The sequence below is a fragment of the Acinetobacter lwoffii genome, from assembly GCF_049367455.1.
Classification (GTDB): domain Bacteria; phylum Pseudomonadota; class Gammaproteobacteria; order Pseudomonadales; family Moraxellaceae; genus Acinetobacter; species Acinetobacter lwoffii_W.
The window spans coordinates 785,178-802,935 of the sequence record NZ_JBMPXW010000001.1; the positions used below are offsets into that span (position 1 = coordinate 785,178).

16 protein-coding genes are annotated in these 17,758 nt (G+C 45.0%); 7 read left to right on the forward strand and 9 right to left on the reverse strand.

Annotated features, from left to right (window positions below; translation table 11 throughout):
- Positions 1 to 6 precede the first annotated feature (6 nt).
- Together ACO1B7_RS03835 and ACO1B7_RS03840 are read left to right on the forward strand one after the other, a co-directional pair.
- Positions 7 to 432 carry an ExbD/TolR family protein gene (locus ACO1B7_RS03835; RefSeq protein WP_004730650.1) on the forward strand — a complete coding sequence of 142 codons (426 nt, stop codon included), beginning with the start codon at positions 7 to 9 and terminating at the stop codon, positions 430 to 432.
- 21 nt (positions 433 to 453) lie between these two features.
- A complete protein-coding gene (locus tag ACO1B7_RS03840) occupies positions 454 to 870 on the forward strand; it encodes an ExbD/TolR family protein (protein ID WP_004279208.1) in 417 nt (138 codons plus the stop codon).
- A 55-nt stretch (positions 871 to 925) separates the two neighbouring features.
- Here the strand turns inward: ACO1B7_RS03840 and ftn are convergent, their stop codons facing one another.
- A complete protein-coding gene (ftn, locus tag ACO1B7_RS03845) occupies positions 926 to 1,390 on the reverse strand; it encodes a heteropolymeric bacterioferritin subunit Ftn (RefSeq protein ID WP_004279207.1) in 465 nt (154 codons plus the stop codon).
- Between the two features lie 342 nt (positions 1,391 to 1,732).
- Here ftn and ACO1B7_RS03850 point away from each other — a divergent pair, with 342 nt between their 5' ends.
- Together ACO1B7_RS03850 and ACO1B7_RS03855 are read left to right on the forward strand one after the other, a co-directional pair.
- A complete protein-coding gene (locus tag ACO1B7_RS03850; RefSeq protein WP_423089828.1) occupies positions 1,733 to 2,800 on the forward strand; it encodes an SDR family oxidoreductase in 1,068 nt (355 codons plus the stop codon).
- Positions 2,801 to 2,926: 126 nt separating this feature from the next.
- Positions 2,927 to 4,078 carry an IS4-like element ISAbe18 family transposase gene (locus ACO1B7_RS03855; protein WP_058951619.1) on the forward strand — a complete coding sequence of 384 codons (1,152 nt, stop codon included), beginning with the start codon at positions 2,927 to 2,929 and terminating at the stop codon, positions 4,076 to 4,078.
- Positions 4,079 to 4,149: 71 nt separating this feature from the next.
- Here ACO1B7_RS03855 and ligA read toward each other — a convergent pair whose 3' ends face one another.
- From ligA to ACO1B7_RS03880, 5 genes are all read right to left on the reverse strand, one after another.
- Positions 4,150 to 6,189, reverse strand: a complete 2,040-nt coding sequence (ligA, locus tag ACO1B7_RS03860; RefSeq protein ID WP_155861768.1) for an NAD-dependent DNA ligase LigA — start codon at positions 6,187 to 6,189, stop codon at positions 4,150 to 4,152.
- Positions 6,190 to 6,298: 109 nt separating this feature from the next.
- The gene (locus tag ACO1B7_RS03865; protein ID WP_155861767.1) at positions 6,299 to 7,264 is read right to left on the reverse strand and encodes a cell division protein ZipA C-terminal FtsZ-binding domain-containing protein; all 966 of its coding nucleotides are present in this window, start codon (positions 7,262 to 7,264) and stop codon (positions 6,299 to 6,301) included.
- 1 nt (position 7,265) lies between these two features.
- A complete protein-coding gene (gene smc, locus ACO1B7_RS03870) occupies positions 7,266 to 10,718 on the reverse strand; it encodes a chromosome segregation protein SMC (RefSeq protein ID WP_155861896.1) in 3,453 nt (1,150 codons plus the stop codon).
- Between the two features lie 11 nt (positions 10,719 to 10,729).
- Positions 10,730 to 11,425 carry a GntR family transcriptional regulator gene (locus ACO1B7_RS03875; RefSeq protein ID WP_155861766.1) on the reverse strand — a complete coding sequence of 232 codons (696 nt, stop codon included), beginning with the start codon at positions 11,423 to 11,425 and terminating at the stop codon, positions 10,730 to 10,732.
- 199 nt (positions 11,426 to 11,624) lie between these two features.
- On the reverse strand, positions 11,625 to 12,428 hold the full coding sequence (locus tag ACO1B7_RS03880; protein WP_155861765.1) for a sulfite exporter TauE/SafE family protein: 804 nt from the start codon (positions 12,426 to 12,428) through the stop codon (positions 11,625 to 11,627).
- A gap of 27 nt (positions 12,429 to 12,455) precedes the next feature.
- On the opposite strand from ACO1B7_RS03880, the gene ACO1B7_RS03885 reads away from it, so the two are divergent.
- Both ACO1B7_RS03885 and ACO1B7_RS03890 read left to right on the forward strand, forming a co-directional pair.
- Complete coding sequence (locus tag ACO1B7_RS03885) at positions 12,456 to 13,211, forward strand: biotin--[acetyl-CoA-carboxylase] ligase (RefSeq protein WP_155861764.1); 756 nt, start codon at positions 12,456 to 12,458, stop codon at positions 13,209 to 13,211.
- 14 nt (positions 13,212 to 13,225) lie between these two features.
- Positions 13,226 to 13,966 carry a type III pantothenate kinase gene (locus ACO1B7_RS03890; RefSeq protein WP_114541388.1) on the forward strand — a complete coding sequence of 247 codons (741 nt, stop codon included), beginning with the start codon at positions 13,226 to 13,228 and terminating at the stop codon, positions 13,964 to 13,966.
- Here the strand turns inward: ACO1B7_RS03890 and ACO1B7_RS03895 are convergent.
- The 3 genes from ACO1B7_RS03895 to ffh form a co-directional block, all read right to left on the reverse strand.
- The gene (locus ACO1B7_RS03895; RefSeq protein ID WP_005104858.1) at positions 13,920 to 14,525 is read right to left on the reverse strand and encodes an RBBP9/YdeN family alpha/beta hydrolase; all 606 of its coding nucleotides are present in this window, start codon (positions 14,523 to 14,525) and stop codon (positions 13,920 to 13,922) included. The two genes, ACO1B7_RS03890 and ACO1B7_RS03895, sit on opposite strands and share 47 nt — an antisense overlap.
- A gap of 144 nt (positions 14,526 to 14,669) precedes the next feature.
- Positions 14,670 to 15,236: an RBBP9/YdeN family alpha/beta hydrolase gene (locus tag ACO1B7_RS03900; protein WP_155861763.1), complete on the reverse strand. Its 567-nt coding sequence runs from the start codon at positions 15,234 to 15,236 to the stop codon at positions 14,670 to 14,672.
- 151 nt (positions 15,237 to 15,387) lie between these two features.
- Positions 15,388 to 16,794: a signal recognition particle protein gene (ffh, locus tag ACO1B7_RS03905; protein WP_004279196.1), complete on the reverse strand. Its 1,407-nt coding sequence runs from the start codon at positions 16,792 to 16,794 to the stop codon at positions 15,388 to 15,390.
- 138 nt (positions 16,795 to 16,932) lie between these two features.
- On the opposite strand from ffh, the gene ACO1B7_RS03910 reads away from it, so the two are divergent.
- On the forward strand, positions 16,933 to 17,742 hold the full coding sequence (locus tag ACO1B7_RS03910) for a cytochrome C assembly family protein (protein ID WP_114541386.1): 810 nt from the start codon (positions 16,933 to 16,935) through the stop codon (positions 17,740 to 17,742).
- The last annotated feature ends 16 nt before the right edge of the window (positions 17,743 to 17,758 follow it).

Below are 17,758 nucleotides of genomic sequence, written 5' to 3' on the forward strand. Positions count from 1 at the left end.
TCAGCCATGGGAATGATGGTCAATTCAAACGACAGCGATGATGAGGTAATTGGAACCATTAATACCACACCTTTGGTTGATATTATGCTGGTTCTGCTCATTATCTTCCTGATTACTGTACCGGTTGCCATTCATACCGTACCAGTCGATCTGCCAGAAGAACGTAATGTCCCGTATGAAACCAAGCCAGAAAATGTTCAGCTGGCCGTCAATAAAACCGGCGATATTTTCTGGAATGAGTCTTATATCCCGGATAAGACGGTTTTACTGAGCCGATTACAGGCAGAAGCTCAAAAGCGACCTCAGCCTGAAGTGCATATCCGTGGTGATCAGATAACGCCTTATGAAGCAATTGATCAGGTGATTAGTACCACCCAACAGGCCGGTATCGGCAAAATTGCTTTTGTCACCACTCCGCCCGCTACACCTTAAGCACAAAGAGGGATTAAGTTTATGGGTATGAATGTTGGTTCAAATCAAGATGATGATGTGATGTTAGATGTCAACATGACGCCACTGATTGATGTCATGCTGGTCTTGCTGATTATGTTTATTATCACAATTCCTTTGCCGAATAACTCGATTAATATCGATCTACCGAATGGAACGCCTCCTGTAACCGATGAAAAACCGCCTGAGCTGGTGGAATTACGTCTGGATGCACAAGGTAAGATTTTCTGGAATGAACAGCCGGTAGCAAATACCCAAGCTCTGGAAAACTTATTCAAGACAGTAGCGCAAAAAGCGGATCAGGATCAGATTAAAATCAAGGCGGATCGTGCCACTGAATATAAACATATCGCTATGGTCATGGCGGCAGCTCAAAGGCTGGAGGTCAAAAAAATTGGCATTATGAGTAATAACAACTAAGTATTTTCAAGATATAAAAAACCCAGCATGTGCTGGGTTTTTTATTCATCCGGTTTTACATCTGTGACTGAATATAATTTTGCAGACCAATCAGTTCGATTAAGCGCAATTGTTTTTCTAACCAGTAAGTATGGTCTTCTTCGGTATCCGACATTTGCTGGCGTAACATATCACGGCTGATATAGTCACCTTTCTCTTCGCACAGTTTGATGCCCTGCGCCAGTTTTTCCCGCACATGATATTCAAGTTTTAGATCGGCTTTCAGGCAGCTCACCACATCCTCGCCAATCTCAACGTCATCGCGCTGCATGTTTGGCGTTCCTTCAAGGAACAGAACACGACGGATAATCGCATCCGCATGCTGGGACTCTTCTTGCATTTCGTGATCGATACGTTCAAAGATTTTGGTCAATCCCCAATCTTCATACATACGAGAGTGAATCAAGTATTGGTCACGAGCAGCCAGTTCGCCACCGATCAACATATTTAAATAATCTACGACTTCTGGATTTCCGCGCATTTGAATAACTCCCTACCTGTATTTTGCTATTATGGCGAAAAGCAATTAAATTTGCAAAGCTTAACCATGGTTAAATATTTGATTTTTATATAATTAAAATGAGAAGTACTTGCATTTACACTTTGTTCTTAATGAAATCCCATTTATAAAACAACACTTTGCACTTTCATTACGCTTGGCAATAACCTAAAACTGGCGAATAAACACATGCGTTAAAATTTGTAAATCTTAATTTTGACCAGACAGATTCATTCTTTTTGTATAAACATCACTGCATTGGCGTACTTCATGCTTAAATTTCGCTTATCATTCACACAAATTTAAAACAACAACGGTTCCGATATGACACATCCACAAACAACAGCGCCTGTTCTGGTTACCGGTGCATCGGGTTATATTGCCAGCTGGGTCATCCAGAAATTACTCACGCAAGGCTATACCGTACATGCCACGGTGCGTGACCTGAATAAAAGTAAAAGCTTTGCCCATTTAGAAAAAATTGCCGACAGCACGCCGGGAACTCTCAAGTTATTTCAGGCCAATTTATTAAGCCCAGGCTCTTTTGATCATGCCATGCAAGGTTGTGAAATTGTCTTTCATATGGCCTCGCCTTTTGTGGTCACCAATTATAAAGATGCAGTCAAAGATATTATTGAACCTGCGGTGTTAGGCACTGAAAATGTACTGAATAGTGTCAATCAGACTGAATCAGTGAAACGCGTGATCGTCACATCGAGTATCGCATCCACCTATGGCGATGCCATTGATATTCTACAGACTGAAAATAACAGTTTTGATGAATCACATTGGAATACCACCAGTTCGGCCACGCATCAGCCCTATCCTTATTCCAAAGTCATGGCAGAGCGCAAAGCCTGGGAAATGGCTGAAGCACAGGATCGCTGGAATCTGGTCTGTATCAATCCGGCACTGGTTTTTGGTCAATCCTTAACGCCAAATACCCAATCCGGTAGTGTGGAAGTTCTGCAACAGTTTGCCAATGGCATGACCTTGTTTGGTGTCCCGCCGATGTGGAATGGCGTGGTCGATGTTCAGGATGTCGCTGAAGCACATATCCGTGCGGCGTTTAATCCGGAAGCGCATGGCCGTTATATCATTTGTAGTGAAAGTTTAAGTCTGCTGGAAATGGGCCAAATTCTACGGGCACATTTTGGCAATAAGTTCCCGTTCCCGCGCAATCAACTGCCGAAAACAGCCTTCAAGCTGTTTGGTCCTGTAGCAGGTTTTAGCCGTAAATTTGTAGAACTGAATATGGGTTATCCAATTTTCTTTAATGCCCAGAAAAGTAAAAATGAGCTCGGCATTGAGTATCGTCCGGTGAAAGAAAGTCTGGTTGAACATTTCCAGCAGCTACTCGATGATGGTGTTGTGAAAAAATATATTCCTTAATCTTTTTATGCAAAAAGCCACCTGAAGGTCACTGCTGTCCCATAGTTTGCTTTAAATAAAAAAACCTGAGTCCTAACAGTTAAAATATGAGTGCAAACAAACACTTTAACGACCAGGATTCAGGTTTTGTCACATCAGAATACCGTATTTCATGAGCTAATTAAACCTGTTGTGCGACAGGATTTTGAACAACTTGCTAAAGTACACCATGTTGGACAGAAATTTAGAGCGGCTTCCCGGTGGGATCAGTTTATTGCCATATTGATGTCTCAATTCTCTTGTAGGCAAAGTCTGAGAGATATTCAATCCAATTTGGAGTGCCAACAGGAAAAGCTAAGTCATCTCGGAGCAAAGTCTATTCCCCGAAGCACGCTGGCACGAATCAATGAGCAGCAGCCTGCTGCCTTGTATCAACAGCTATTTTACAAGTTGCTTAAATACTATGAACACTCAAAAGTAGCTCATAAATTTCGCTTTAAGAATCCCTTGTATTCCTTGGATGCCAGTCATATTGACCTGTCGCTTTCCTTATGTGAATGGGCCAAAGTTCACGACTCAAAAGCCAGCATGAAACTCAGTATAGGATTGAATCACAGCAATGATATTCCTGAGTTTGTTGCAGTTGAAAATGGCAAAGAAAATGACATGGTACAAGGCCGCAAATTCCAGTTTCCTGCTGGCAGCATTGTAGTTTTTGATAAAGGCTATGTCGATTACCAATGGTATGCAAATCTGACTGCTCAAAACATTGGATTTGTCACACGTTTTAGGCCTAAATCTGTGTATCAGGTGATCCAGCAACATCCAGTGCTTGAATCCAAAGGTATTCTAAAAGATGAAACCATTCAGCTGAATAGCGCACATGCCCTAAAAAGAAAAGCCCCAGTGTTAAGAAGAATTGAATATAGAGATCAGCAAAGTGGCAAGCACTTTAGCTTTCTCAGCAATAACTTTCATTTAGCCGCCTCCACCATTGCAGCGATTTACAAAGACCGCTGGAAAGTTGAGCTGTTCTTTAAGGCGATTAAGCAGAATCTCAAATTAAAGGCGTTTCTAGGCCGCAGCAGGAACGCAATTCAGACACAAATCTGGATTGCGATGATCGCCTATTTATTGGTGAGTTTCGCTCAACATTTAGGAAAAACAGGTTGGACAGTTCAACGTTTACTCAGAATAATTCAAGTGAATTTGTTTGAAAGAAGAACTTTAAAAGCTTTATTTTCACCCGATAAAATACCCATAAAACAAGAGGAAGCTCATTTGAGCTTCCTCTTGTGAAAAATTGTGGGACAGCAATGACCTGAAGGTGGCTTTTTTAACTCTTATTCTTTCATGAAATGTGCAGAGATTTAGGCTTCAAGCTGACCATAGTCTTGCATCAAGCCAATAAACTGTTGTTCATTGATCACTGGAATACCAAGTTTTTCTGCTTTATCCAGTTTTGAGCCAGCTTTTTCACCCGCAACCACACATTTGGTTTTGCTGGATACACTGCCACTGACTCGTGCACCTAAGGCTTGCAATAACTGGGTTGCATCATCTCGTCCCATACTGCTTAAAGTCCCGGTGACCACCCAGCTTTCGCCGTTTAACGGCTGACGAGTCGGTGCGATCGGTGCATCCCAATGAATACCAGCAGCCAACAAGCGATCCAATACTTCCAAGTTATGCGGTGCCTGGAAGAAATCAACAATCCACTCTGCGGTAATATCACCAACATCCGGTGTTTTCTTTAATGCTTCAATATCAGCATTGCGTAATGCCTCCAGCGTCTGGAAAGTATTGGCCAGCATCCGCGCCGTGGTTTCACCCACCCCACGAATACCGAGAGCATAGATAAAAGCAGCCAGTGTAGTTTTCTTGCTGTTTTCGATAGCATCTAAAAGATTCTGAACCGATTTGGCCCCCATCTTTTCAATACCTAGCAAAGTCTCACGATGTTCATGCAGATGGTAAATATCTGAGACATCTTTCAGAAGATTCAGATGCAGCAACGATTCTGCCCAACGGTCACCCAAGCCTTCAATATCCATGGCTTTACGTGAGACAAAGTGACGAATGGCCTCAATACGCTGTGCGGCACAATACAGCCCACCGGAACACCGTGCCAAGGCTTCGCCTTCCGGCATGACCACGGGTGAATCACAGACTGGACATTGTTCAGGTAAATGCACTTGGACTGCATCCACCGGGCGAAATTCCGGCCAGACTTTTTCCACCTTAGGAATTACATCGCCACTACGATAAACACTGACCGTATCACCAATGCGTACATCCAGACGGTGAATTTCACCAATATTGTGCAGGGTTACATTGGAAACAGTTACTCCGCCGACAGCGACCGGATTTAAACGCGCAACCGGCGTCAATGTTCCAGTACGACCCACTTGCCAATTAATATTTTCTACCGTAGTCAGTGCAGCAACGGCCGGAAATTTATAGGCAGTAGCCCAGCGTGGCTCGCGACTCAGGAAACCAAGCTGTTGCTGCTGTTTCAGATCATTGACCTTAATCACCATGCCATCGATTTCGACACTGAGACTGGCACGCTCATCAATGATCTGTTCATAGACCTTTTGCACGTCCTGAATACTGTCACAGATAAAGTGACGCTCGCCAACCGCAAAACCGAACTGATGTAACCATTCCAGACTGGCGGACATAGTGGTTTGTCCATGATGCGGCACGCACTGAGCAATCCCATAAGCATAAAAAGCCAATGGCCGCGAGGCAGCAATATTCGGGTCCAGCTGACGCAAACTTCCTGCCGCAGCATTACGCGGATTAGCAAAGGTCTTTTCACCTTTGGCGGCATTGGCAGCATTCAATTTTTCAAAACCGGATTTCGGCATCAACACTTCGCCGCGGACTTCCAACAAATCGGGAATGATGCCATTCACCGGAGATAAAAGTTTCGGCAGGTTGCGAATGGTTCTGACATTCTGGGTGATGTCTTCACCGGTTTCCCCATCGCCGCGTGTCACCCCACGCGTCAGTACGCCATGCTCATACCAGAGTGAAATGGCCAGACCATCAAATTTCAGTTCCACATCATATTCAATTTTTTGATTTGGCAAACGTTCTTCAATACGGCGGGCAAAAGCCAGCAGATCTTCCTGATTAAAGACATTACCCAATGACAGCATCGGCACGGCGTGTGTTACGGTCACAAATTTTGAAAGCACCTGTCCACCGACTTTATCGGTCGGGCTATCGGACTGGATCAGATCAGGATATTGTTGTTCTAGGGCTCTAAGCTGATGAAAGAGCTGATCATATTCACTGTCTTCAATGCTCGGTTGATCCATCACATAATAAGCATGGTTATGCTTGGCAAGCAGTTGAATCAGTTGACGCATTTGCGCAATGACAGTGGCATCTTGGGTCATAATTTCACCATAAAAAAGGGCGGAAAATCCGCCCTGTAGAATATTCAGCTTTTGGCTATTATAAAAATTGCAGTCTACAGATTCAACTTGGAGATTGAACAAAGCAGCCTTAAACTTCCGTGCCTTGTCCAGCACGATAATCAATCGCCTGATGGCGCCAGAATTCACGTAATTGTGGAGTAAATTCCTGCTGGTTCTGGTCATAGACCAGACCATCGACTTCACGTGCAATCAAACGTGAAATACTGTCCATGGTATCAAACGCATTTTGTACATCGCTATGCGGTAAAGCCAGGAAGAATGCCAGACCTTTTACTTCCTGAGTCGACAGGGTTTCCAGATCAAAGCCTTCCATCCCAGTATCAGTCATTTGCAATACCGAAAACAGCAGTTTTGAACCATCTTCACTATAGCGGTGAAAACAGGCCAGTTCGCCATAACGCAGGCCATATTTCAGTAGAACTTTCAAAGTCTTATCACCTGAAAGTACACGACCTTGCGGATAGATATGCAAAGAAATAATGGTTTCAGCATTGGACAAAGCACTTTCTTCATCCACTATTTTTTGCTCATGCAGATGTGCATCCAGAATACTGCTTTCATCATTAAATTCAGAAATTTCTGCTTTTTCGATGTTGCTGTTCAGGCTGAATTCAGGCGTTTCTTCCTTGGTTTCAGTCTGGCTATTCTCCTGCTCTGCTTTTACTTGCGGAATATCTACTGCCGTGACTACCGACTTTGCCTCTACTTCAGCTTCTGTTGACGGGACAACTGCAAGAGTTTCGACCGCTGTCGGCTCCACTGGAGTTGATTCGGCCTTGTGAAATACTGAAGGCTTTTCAGGAGCCGGTTCATCTATACTCAGGCTTGGCTCGATACGATCAGATTCGACATCCTGTTGTGCCAACTGAGAACGTACATGCCTTGGAATGATAGGCGTCTGGCTATCCGGGTCGATATGCAGGTTGGCATCCAGTGAAGGTACAGCCTCCACAGGTTTTTTGAACAGCATTCTTATACCAAACAGCATAATCACAATTGCGATAACAATCCCGATAATGGTGGTGATTTCCATATTATACCTCCGCAGCTAGGCCGTATTCTTTTGCCTGTTCCAAATTAACTGTCACTAATTTTGATGTTCCCGGTTCAGGCATGGTTACACCTAAAAGATCAGTCGCCATCATCATTGCAAGTTTGTTATGGGTAATATAAATAAATTGCACGTGTTCAGAAAGCTCTTTGACTAAATTACAAAAGCGTCCCACATTGGCATCATCCAGGGGTGCATCGACTTCATCCAATACGCAAAATGGTGCCGGATTTAAGCGAAAAATCGCGAATACCAATGCTAATGCAGTTAAGGCCTTTTCTCCACCAGAGAGTAAGGCCAATGAGCTGTTTCGTTTACCCGGTGGTCGGGCCATCAGTTTTACCCCCGACTGCCAGCCATCTTCAAGGCTTAAACTCGCCTCACCACCTTCAAACACTTTCGGGAACAGGTTTTGCAGCTCAGCATTCACCTGATCAAACGTGTGCATAAACAGTTTACGAGTTTCCTGATCAATACTCTTCATCGCGGCCTGTAGCTGTTCAACCGTATTTTCCAGATCCTGCATCTGGTGACTCAGTTCCTCATAACGTTTTGACACTTCTTCATATTCTTCAGAAGCCGCCAGATTGACTGCACCGAGCTTATCAAACTGGGCCTGAGCTTTTTCCAGTTTGGCTTGATGTGCTTTAACATCAATATCCAGCCCGGAAATTACTTCACTATTCAATTCTTTCAGTTGTTCAGAATAATGCTGCAAATCAGATTTGGCTGCCTGCCAAGCCAGACGTTTTTCTTCCAGTGTAGTGCGAAGTTTTTCATCCTGCTGCTGGAAGCTGTGACGTTGTTCGGTCAGCTGCTGCTGTTTGCTCTGCACCTGATTTAATTCAATCTGCCAGTCGGCCCAAGTCTTTTGCAGCTTTTCAGTGATCTGCGCCTGTTCATTGAACTGGCTCTGTAAAGCAGGTAATTCCAGCTGTACCGGATCGACAAACTTTTTAGCCTGCTCGATTTGTGCAGTAATTTGTTGAGACTGTTCTTTTAGGAATACCTGATCTTTTTCCAGCAATTCGATCTGCTGCTGGCTTTGCACATTTTGCCGGCGCAGCACTTCCAGTTCCTGCTGCGCTTGCTGACTGAGCTGCTGTGAGTCATCCAACTGAGCGCTCAATTCTTCAAGCTGGAATTGCAGGGTTTTATAATTTGGTAGCGCCTGTTCCAGCTTGATATTCAAGGCATGCAGGTCAATTTCCAGATCATCTTTCTGCATGGCATCTTCTTCAAGCTGCTCATTCAGTTGTTGTAACTGATGCTGTAATTGCTGCTTTTGCAAGGCGAAAGCATGAGCGCTACTTTGTACTTTGGCAATATTGACATCGAGTTGCTGCAGCTGCTTTTGGGTATGCTTGTGCTGCTCACTGATACTTTGAAGCTGTGCCTGCAATGTCTTGATTTGAGTATTCAGTTCAGGTAGTTGCTCTTCAGCCTGAGTAAGTTGGGCATTGAGTACTGATAACTGAAGCTCAATCTCATCCAGACGGATTCGATGACTCAATGCGCCTTGTCCGGCCTGACTGGCTTCATCATAGTCCAGCGCAATGACCCAGTCTGACCCAACCTGATAGCCATCCAAACTCAGTAATGTCTGGCCTTGTAATAACTCAGTTTGAAGCGGTAATGCTTGTGCTAATGTATCTATGACTCCAACTTGCTGCCACAGTGAATAATGTGGAGATTCAATCCAATCGGCCAGACACATCGTATTGGCAATCTGAATTTTATTCTGAACAGCCTGTTGCTTTAACTGACGCGCACAATCTTCAAGGAAGTGCTCGCCCTCTGTCAAAATCTGGGCAGACAGCCACTTAGCCAAAAACTTTTCGATCAGGCTGGCATGTACCTTGCCTGCATCATTGAGCTTAAGTACATGCATTAACTGTATCGCATTACTCTTGGCATTTGGGTTGGCTTTGGTCAGTAATTGGCTCAGGTTTTTCTTTTCTGAATGAAGTACCTGAATTTCAGATTTGAGCTGCATCAGCTGTTGTTGACGACTCGCCTGCTCTTCCTGAATCTGCTCGAATTGAGTTCTTAAATCTGTTAATTGAATTTCATAGCCAACGATTTGCTGTTCAACTTGGGCTTTGTCTGCCTGATACTGCTCCAGCTCATCTTGCTGCGCCTGTTGCTGAATCTGTGCACTTTGCTGTTGTAGTGTCTGTTTCTGTTGTTCAATCCGTTCAATATTCTTTGCCAGTTGCTCGCTTTGAGCCAGCATTTGTAATTTACGCTGTTGCTGCTGTTCGACCTGGGTTTTGATCTGGGTAAATTGCGCTGCCACAGTGCTATGCTGTGACTTGAGCTCAGTCAGATTTTGGCTTTGCGCCTGATTCTGACCATCTTGCTGCTGCAATTGCGCTTGCTGATCTTCAAATTGCTGCTGTAAAGTATCGAGTTGCAGTTCAATCAACTGCAAACGCTCTTTGGTTTGGGCTTTTTGCTGTTCCAGCTTGATCAGACTGCTGGAATTCTGCTCTAGCAAAGACTGCTTTTGTTGCAGGGTCATTTCCAGTTCAGCCAGTTTTTTCTCGGCCTGTTGCCATTCACTTTGCAAAGGAGTGGATTGCTGAATCAGACGCTGGAACAGTTCACTGGTGCTACCCAAATCATGTTCAACAGTGGTCAGTTCGGAACGCACCAGCTTAAAGTTTTCCCCGAACGTATTCATCTCAAGGGTATATTCTTCCTGTAAACGCTGGCTTTGCTCACATTGAAAAGACAGAATTTCGATCTTGATGGTACGGATCTGTCCTTCCAGTTCTTTATATTGAATCGCACTTTCCGACTGACGTTTCAGGGTTTTTAGCTGGGATTTCAGTTCGGAGGCGATATCTTCCAGACGCGACAGGTTTTGTGTGGTGTGATCCAGATGCAGCATGGTTTCACGGCGACGCGCCTGATAGCGCGACACTCCGGCAGCTTCTTCAATATAGACCCGCATTTCATCGGGTTTGGCATCGACCAGACGGTTGATCATGCCTTGCTCGATAATCGCATAGGAACGCGGACCAAGACCGGTACCCAAGAAAATATCGGTAATATCACGACGACGGCATTTGCTGCCATTCAGGAAATATTCGGACTTGCCATCACGGTTGACCTGACGGCGTACCGCCAGTTCATTATAGGCATTATAAGCACCGCCCAGCTTGCCATAGGTATTGTCAAAACGCAGTTCTACACTGGCCATGCCCACCGGTTTACGCTTGGCGGTTCCGGTAAAGATGACGTCCTGCATACTGCCACCACGTAACTGCCGCGCACTCGACTCGCCCATGACCCAGCGTATGGCATCAATGACGTTGGATTTACCACAACCATTCGGTCCCACGACCGCAGTACGATTATCTTTAAAATGCAAAGTGGTACTGTCGGCAAAAGATTTAAAGCCTGAAAGTTTTAAACTGCTTAAACGCATAATGTCCTGATTTAACGTCGTGAGCGTCTGGCCCACGCGAGTTCAATTTGTTTCATCCGTGTCAGAGATTCCAACACAAGGTTGCGCAAGTGTCGACAAAAATCTTCCATAAATAAAGTGGCCTGATGGGTTTTTCGTATCAAAATTGCTTCAGTGACCAGTTTAAATAAGTCGAAAGATTCCTGTAACTCGCGTCTGGAAATATTCAGGGTCAAAAAATAGCTCCGACGTAAAGAAGGCAGCAGTTCCTGATAGTAGCGCATCAGATAGGGATTCCCGACCATCTCATGCTGCTGGGCCATGCCCTGAAAGATCAGATCATAAAACTTTTCTGTGTGTCCTTGGCGTGTTTCTGCGTCTAATTGTTCTAATAATAGCTGAATGCGCTCGGCTTCATGGCTACGCCAGGTTTCTGCCATGCGATGAACCATCTGCCCGAGCAATAACAACGTCATGTCAAACAGGGCCCGAACCTGCAAGGCCGACATCTCCGAGACAATAGCGCCGCGGCGTGGGAAGATTTCGATCAGTTGGGTGCGTTCCAGCAACAGCAGTGCTTCACGGACCGAGCCACGACTGACGTCCAGCTCGGAGGCAATCCTGAGTTCTTGGATGCGTTCGCCTTCGACCAGTTCACCGCGAATAATCTGTTCGCTAATGTGCTTGGCAATCTGTTCAGACAAACTGTGCGCTTCTTCTAATGCCATACCATTCCTGTCTTTATTTTTATGGATACTGGTTTAGCCCTCCACTCGGACTATTACACTATTAGACAGATTTTTAGCAAAGAATACTTTGACATTGTCAGACAATCTTGTGTCTGTACAGCCAACTCAAACCGACAAAAAAGGAGAATAGTCACTTATTCTCCTTATACGATACATCAGCTCAACCGAAAACGTTAAATCAGGCCATAAAACCCTGAACGATAAAGTACAGGCCAACGGTGGTCAGTAATGCGGCAAAACATCTTTTTAATACTGCCGGTGAAAGCAGATGTGCCACTTTTGCACCGAGTTTGGCAGTAAAAAAGCTCATCATGCTGATGCCAATAAAGGCATAAATATGAATATAGCCAATGGTATTTGGCACGGTGACCTGCGCCTGTTTACCAAACCAGATAAACCCCAACGCACCTGCGACTGCAATCGGCAATCCACAGGCCGCAGAGGTCGCGACTGCTTTTTGCATTACGATTCCGCAGCGATTTAGAAATGGGACGGTCAAGCTTCCCCCACCAATCCCAAAGATCGCCGATGCCACACCGATACCACCACCCGCAGCAATTTGTACCGGGGTTGAAGGCATTTTTTGATTCGGATCGATCTGAATATGCGCTCCCCTGAACATTCTAAATGCCACCCAGACCGCAAAGAAGCCAATCAGGAATTGCAAACCCTGACCAGATAAATAATCGGCAATCCCCGCCCCCAGGAAAGAACCAATGATCAGACCTGGCGCCAGATTACGAAACACGGGCCATAGCACTGCCCCTCGCTGATGATGCGCCATCACCGAACTGATAGAAGTCACAATAATTGTTGCCAAGGAAGTACCCACCGCCATATGCATAATCACGCTGGGATCGTACTGAAGCTGGGTAAAAACAATGTACAGGATCGGCACAATAATCAAACCACCGCCGACCCCAAACAGGCCTGCGGTGAATCCGGCAATTGCACCAATCAATAAATATATGATTAACTCCATAACGATATTTACCACGTTTAGATTCAAATGGATGTAGAAACTCGTGAACTGCAACAACGATTAAGCGATGCAGGCCAACTCCCGGAAGTATTACTCATCAAACCGATTACTACATCGACCAATGATGATGTGCGCGAATTGGCAACGAAGGGGGTACAGCAGGTTCTGGTATGCAGTCATGTGCAGACCCAAGGCCGTGGACAGCGTCAACGTCAGTGGATTTCACCTGAAGGGAACATCTATTTAAGCACATTGCTGCATACACAAAAACCCATCGATGGTCGTCTGGCGCTAGAAATTGCGTTAAATATCCTGCAAATGCCCAGTCTAAAAGGCCTGGAATTACAGGTGAAATGGCCGAATGACCTGTATAGCCTCTACGGAAAATGGGGCGGCATTCTGGTCGAGCCGATTTCAACGACACAGGTGGTGGTCGGTGTAGGTTTAAATATCGATCCTCTGCCCACTGACCTTCCAGATCAGCAGGTTAGCTCCCTGAGCGAGTTGGGATTATCACATACCTCAAGAGTCGAACTAATTGCCCAGCTATATCTGGCGATTCAACAAGCCGGACAATGGTTCAATTATGGCAGTCAGAATCTGGCGGCGCGTTTCAATCGATCCACTGCATTTATGCAACAAGCAGTTGAATTTACTGACGTGCAAGGGCAATATTCAGGCACTTTTCTGGGGATTCAGGACGATGGTGCGGTCAAGATTTTGACCGATCAGGGAATCCAGACCTTTTATCAGGGACAGCTCCGCCTTAAACATGGTGGATGAACAGGCATACAGCAATGAAAAAATTATGGTTGGATATCGGCAATACCCGGCTTAAATACTGGATTACCGAGCATGATCAGATTATTGAACAGGCAGCAGAATTACATTTACAGTCTCCTGCTGATTTGTTACTTGGCCTGATCCAGCATTTCAAAGCGCTGGGCTTGCATCAGGTGGGATTATCTTCTGTCCAAGATAAAATCAATAATGAGCGTATTCTCAGCATTTTAGAAGGTCTACATATTCCAGTGATTTTTGCTCAGGTACAAGCAGAATATGCCGGTCTGATCTGTGGCTATGATGAACCTTCGCAACTGGGGATTGACCGCTGGTTACAGGTACTTGCAGTGGCGACGCAAGCGCATGAAAATTATTGTGTGATTAGTTGCGGTACGGCGCTGACCATTGATCTGGCGCAAGGACAACAACATTTGGGTGGTTTTATTCTGCCAAATCTGTACTTGCAACGTGATTCACTGATTCAGAATACCAAAGGCATTAAAATCCCGGATGCCGCTTTTTCTGAACTCAATCCTGGACGCAACACCATCGATGCTGTTCATCATGGCATCCTACTGGGTCTGCTCAGCACGATTGAGAAAGTACTACATGATTTTCCAGCACAGTTGGTTTTAACCGGTGGAGATGCCCCGCTATTTGCGCAGCATCTCGCTCAGTATCAGCCCCGGATTGAACCGGATCTTTTGCTTAAAGGCCTGCAGCATTTTGCAGCTCATTTGCCAGACACTGTTTGATAATGTCCAGCAATTGCGGAAAATCGGCGAAGCCATCGGACTTGTTGAAATGCCCGGCTTTTTTGATCTCAAAAATTTGTGCATTCAAGCTATGTGCTAAACGCAAGGAAATCGGTGCAGGCACATAGGGATCATTACTGGAGATCAGCATCACCGCACGTTTATAGCTATACGGCAAGTTTTTCAGATCGAGTCGCACAGCCTGCAGTATTTTATTCAGTTCTGACCAGGCCACCAGCGGTGTATCAAAGGCCGAGACCAGAATGATGCCGCCGATCTTGTGTTGCTGCTGAATATAATGTTCCTGTAAAAAGTTTAAAACACTGACGCAACTCAGGCCATGTGCAACTAAAAAGGTATGTTCATCCATCTGCGGAATGTGCAGTTTCAGATTCTGCTGCCACTCTTCTAAATCAGGCTGAAAAGGGTTGGCCAGCATAATCCGTTTAGACTCAAAACCGGCATTTTTAAGCTGGCGACTGAACCAAGGGTACCAGTGATCATTGGAGGTCGCCTGATAATCCGGCACGATATAGACTTTCTTTATTATATTTTTCATAGTGATTTACTTATTATCATTGAACGCAAATTGCGTCGACAAAAAATAAGTTTTAACCAGTCTGGAGATGGAATTCAAGTCTCTTTTTGAACGCCATCTCATGTTAAATTTTAAAATTTAGCGAATACAATAACATGCCTAAATTTAAGATTTAATCAGATACGGCTCGATTACTTTCCAGAGCTCCGGCAGATCAGTACAGCCTTGTGAATCAATAAAATGCCCGTGGTGCTTGGCATTCACCACAATCGCATCCAGACTGTCCGCCTGTTCCAGACTAAATTCTGGTGCAACCCGGTCATCGCCTTCAGAATAGATCACTACACGTTCTGCGATCTGTTGTTTGAGTAAATCGAAATCGATTTCAGCGGCATCAATAAAAGGGTTCACTTCATCCAGACGACCCAGCCGGCCATTAAATCCTGCGATCAGTACCAGTTGCTGAATCTTCTGCTGTTTTAATTCTCTGGATAAGTAATGCAATGCGGCCACAGTTCCCAAGCTATGTGCAATAAAGATACTGTCCTCGTCAATTGCATCAATCTGTTCACGCATTTGCTGATCCCAGGTGTCCAGTGTCGGTGTGGTCGATGGATCGAGCCGAAGTACTTTTAAACTGACGTTTTCCTGTTGGGCTTTTTCCTGAATCCATGGGTACCAGTTTTCTTCCGGGCTTGCAGTATAACCATGTACGACAATTACTTGGTTCATTTGAAATTTCTCTTTATTTTGTGCTGATATTCCCGAGTCTGCCTGATCGGATTTTTATTTTGGGTAAGTAAATGTTGTTTTGTTTAAACCGGTTTGACTATTTATTCGCAATAAAAAAAGGCGCATATTGCGCCTTTTTTTAAAACAAAACTTATTTCTTGTCATTGCCGCCGAACAATGGACCCATACCACCGCCGCCGCCAAACTGTTTCTGCAAGCCGCCGAGTGACTTCATCATTTTTGCCATACCGGATGGATTGGCAAATTTTTTCATCATCTTGGCCATTTGGGCATGTTGCTTGATCAGCTTGTTGACTTCTGCCACTTCCATACCACAACCTGCTGCGATACGTTTTTTACGGCTTGGGTTCATCAAGTCCGGGTTACGGCGCTCTTTGATAGTCATCGACTGGATAATCGCTTCCATTTTCTTGACCTGCTTTTCAGGATTGGCTTGCGCCAACGCATCTTGCAGACCGGCATTGCTCATGCCAGGAAGTTTGTCCAGGAAGCCCATCATGCCGCCCATCTTGTTCATCTGCTCAAACTGCATCAGCATGTCTTCAAAGTTGAAGCTGCCGCCTTTTTGCAGTTTTTTCGCCATTTTTTCGGCTTTTTCTTTGTCGACCTTGCGTTCAAGTTCTTCGACCAAAGAAAGTACATCACCCATACCGAGAATACGCTGTGCAACACGCTCAGGATGGAATGGCTCCAAGGCATCGAGTTTCTCACCCATACCCAAGAATTTGATTGGCTTGCCGGTAATCGCGCGTACTGAAAGCGCTGCACCACCGCGCGCATCACCATCAGTTTTGGTCAGGATCACACCAGTTAAAGGCAAGGCATCATTAAATGCTTTGGCGGTGTTTGCCGCATCCTGACCGGTCATGGCATCGACCACGAACAGGGTTTCAGTCGGGTTAATCGCTGCATGCAGCTCTTTGATTTCACCCATCATGTCATCATCGATATGCAAACGACCTGCCGTATCGACAATCAGCACATCGGCAAACTGGATTTTTGCCTGTTCAATCGCGCGATTCACAATCGTAATCGGTTTTTCGTCTGCGCTAGATTCCAGGAAAATCGCACCGACTTCACCCGCGACAGTCTGTAGCTGTTTGATCGCAGCCGGACGATACACATCGGCAGAGACCATCGCGACTTTTTTCTTTTGACGTTCTTGTAAGAAGCGTGCAAGTTTCGCTGCAGTTGTTGTTTTACCTGCACCCTGCAGGCCTGCCAGCAGGACAACCACAGGTGGTTTTGCAGCGAGGTCGAGGCTTTCATTGGCCTCGCCCATCATTTTGGTCAATTCGTCATGAACGATTTTGACAAAAGCCTGCCCAGGAGATAACTGAGTCATCACTTCCTGGCCTAATGCTTCTTCCTTAACTTTCGCGATGAATTCACGAGTTACAGGTAACGCAACATCGGCCTCAAGAAGCGCCATACGCACTTCACGTAACGTATCTTTAATATTGTCTTCGGTTAGCTGCCCTGAGCCAGTAACATTTCTTAAACTCTGCGTGAGTCGTTCTGTTAAGGTATCAAACATTGCAAAATCCGCTTAAAATAGCCATGAGCAAAAAATTGTTTCTTAAAATAGAAAATTTATGCATAGAATGCTATAGGATACTGTAGTTCGCAGCGAATTTATATAAATGAATATTCATCACCCTTAAAAAGGTTTGACATGGTTAGCCTCCCCTTGGTTTATACGATCTTAGCATTAGTCGCTTATACCGCTTCCTTCTGGTATCTGTTCATTCATTTAATGTCTAAACGTGCTCCTAATCAATGGTTTGTATCGCTAACTGCCCTGCTTGGACTGGGCTTGCATGCGCTGGTCTTGTATGGTGATATGCACACCCCGCTGGGCATCAATTATGATGTCTTTGCCCTGTTTTCCTTTACTTCCGGTCTAATGCTATTACTCAGCATTATTTACAGTACTTATCGTCCAATTATCGCCCTGAATCTGATCGGAATTCCAGTAGCTGCCACAGGTTTGATCCTCGGCTTTGTGTTTACTCAGCCTGCAAAAATCATCGCACAAAATTCTTTGGGTCTGGATATTCATATTATTTTGTCTTTGTCTGCTTATGCAGTATTGCTCATGGCAACCATTCAGGCCGTAATTTTACGTTTTCAGGATCGTGAGCTGAAAAAGAAGCAGAAACGCCGGGTCTGGGTCAGTTTGCTACCCTCTTATCAGGACATGGAATCGCTCCTGTTTGATATGCTGATGACCGGTTTTGTTTTACTTACCCTCGCTTTGGGCTTTGGCTTTTTTACTATCGACAATTTCTTTGCTCAGCATCTGGCACATAAAACGGCGTTCAGTATCATTTCCTGGCTTGTTTACGGTTCACTATTAATTGGACACTGGAAGTTTGGCTGGCGTGGCCAAAAAGCTGTGCGCTTTACCCTACTCGGTTTTGGCTTGCTGGCACTGGGTTTTATTGGTTCTAAATTTGTGCTGGAAATGATTCTAGGGCGATAATTCTGAGCCGTGAATA

Excerpts from the sequence above, each read along its gene's own strand:
- ACO1B7_RS03865 (WP_155861767.1), bottom strand. The coding sequence starts at position 7,264 with ATGGAAATCACCACCATTATCGGGATTGTTATCGCAATTGTGATTATG.
- ffh (WP_004279196.1), bottom strand. The coding sequence starts at position 16,794 with ATGTTTGATACCTTAACAGAACGACTCACGCAGAGTTTAAGAAATGTT.
- ACO1B7_RS03890 (WP_114541388.1), top strand. The coding sequence starts at position 13,226 with ATGAAAAAATTATGGTTGGATATCGGCAATACCCGGCTTAAATACTGG.
- ACO1B7_RS03875 (WP_155861766.1), bottom strand. The coding sequence starts at position 11,425 with ATGGCATTAGAAGAAGCGCACAGTTTGTCTGAACAGATTGCCAAGCAC.
- smc (WP_155861896.1), bottom strand. The coding sequence starts at position 10,718 with ATGCGTTTAAGCAGTTTAAAACTTTCAGGCTTTAAATCTTTTGCCGAC.
- ACO1B7_RS03840 (WP_004279208.1), top strand. The coding sequence starts at position 454 with ATGGGTATGAATGTTGGTTCAAATCAAGATGATGATGTGATGTTAGAT.
- ACO1B7_RS03895 (WP_005104858.1), bottom strand. The coding sequence starts at position 14,525 with ATGAAAAATATAATAAAGAAAGTCTATATCGTGCCGGATTATCAGGCG.
- ACO1B7_RS03900 (WP_155861763.1), bottom strand. The coding sequence starts at position 15,236 with ATGAACCAAGTAATTGTCGTACATGGTTATACTGCAAGCCCGGAAGAA.
- ftn (WP_004279207.1), bottom strand. The coding sequence starts at position 1,390 with ATGCGCGGAAATCCAGAAGTCGTAGATTATTTAAATATGTTGATCGGT.
- ACO1B7_RS03850 (WP_423089828.1), top strand. The coding sequence starts at position 1,733 with ATGACACATCCACAAACAACAGCGCCTGTTCTGGTTACCGGTGCATCG.
- ACO1B7_RS03885 (WP_155861764.1), top strand. The coding sequence starts at position 12,456 with ATGGATGTAGAAACTCGTGAACTGCAACAACGATTAAGCGATGCAGGC.
- ACO1B7_RS03880 (WP_155861765.1), bottom strand. The coding sequence starts at position 12,428 with ATGGAGTTAATCATATATTTATTGATTGGTGCAATTGCCGGATTCACC.
- ligA (WP_155861768.1), bottom strand. The coding sequence starts at position 6,189 with ATGACCCAAGATGCCACTGTCATTGCGCAAATGCGTCAACTGATTCAA.
- ACO1B7_RS03835 (WP_004730650.1), top strand. The coding sequence starts at position 7 with ATGGGAATGATGGTCAATTCAAACGACAGCGATGATGAGGTAATTGGA.
- ACO1B7_RS03910 (WP_114541386.1), top strand. The coding sequence starts at position 16,933 with ATGGTTAGCCTCCCCTTGGTTTATACGATCTTAGCATTAGTCGCTTAT.